Origin of the sequence: Paraburkholderia sp. UYCP14C (genome assembly GCF_004197395.1) — a bacterium.
In the GTDB taxonomy this organism is placed as follows: Bacteria; Pseudomonadota; Gammaproteobacteria; order Burkholderiales; family Burkholderiaceae; genus Paraburkholderia.
On the sequence record NZ_SELS01000284.1, the window covers coordinates 1 to 965 of the forward strand.

1 protein-coding gene is annotated in these 965 nt (G+C 60.4%); it reads left to right on the forward strand.

Annotation, left to right across the window (positions count from 1 at the left end):
* Positions 1 to 141: 141 nt before the first annotated feature.
* Positions 142 to 965, forward strand: an 824-nt coding sequence (locus tag EVC45_RS46470; protein ID WP_211193616.1) for an IS5 family transposase, incomplete at its 3' end; no start/stop codon positions are given.

The window sequence follows — 965 nt, forward strand, 5'->3', positions numbered from 1 at the left end:
GGCTTTGTTCGGAAGGGGGTCTTGCCGGACAATCGCGGTTCAGGTAAAACAGCGCGATGATAAAAAGCATGCCGGATAATGCCATATAAAGCCAGAGAGAAACGAGGCGAACCGCGCAAACGCGAGAAGCCCGGGTACCGGGTGACGAACGCTCGCGCGTATAACCAGAGCCTGAAAAAGCGCGGGATGATCAGCCTGTATTTTCCCAGTGGCGAGTTGAAGACGCAGTTCATCAATGCAAGGCCCTACATGCCTGGGGTCTCGGGACGCGAGCCCACTTATACGGCCTGTTACATCGAACTGATCTACACGTTCTACCGGCTGTTCGGCTGGGGCATGCGGCAGACGACGGGTTACATGGAGGACTATTGGGCCACCAGGGGGCTGGACATCGCGGTGCCAAGCTTCGGCCAGCTGTGTGACCGGTTTGCCGCGCTGGAGGCGAACGTGACGCAGCGCTGCGAGCAGCTGGCCCGACGACTTGCGCGTGGCGAAGCGGTGAGCCTGATCGTCGACAGCACGGGTTTGAGCTTCGCTCGGGCCGGTCAGTGGTACGAAGAGAAATATGGCAAGGCGGCCGATCGCACGCCGTGGCGCAAGATGCATCTATCCATCGATGCGGACATGGACATCCACGCGATCCGGATCACCACCACCGAAGTGTCGGACAGCGAAGGCATGGACGCGATGCTGCCTGCGGATCTGCCGGTGGACCGGGTGATTGCCGACGGCGCGTACTACAGCATCGAGCGCGGCGAAGCGCTGTGCAGGGCAGGCATCACGCCGGTCATACCCCCGCCGGCTCACGCGGTCGTACACGGTGACCAACAGACGAGCTGGCATGACGAGCTCGTCCAATACATCAAAGACAAGGGCATTTATGCGTTTCACAAAAAATACGGCTACGGCCTGCGCTCGCGCGTCGAGGCTCAGATTTCGCGCATCAAGCGATGCATTGGCGCCAC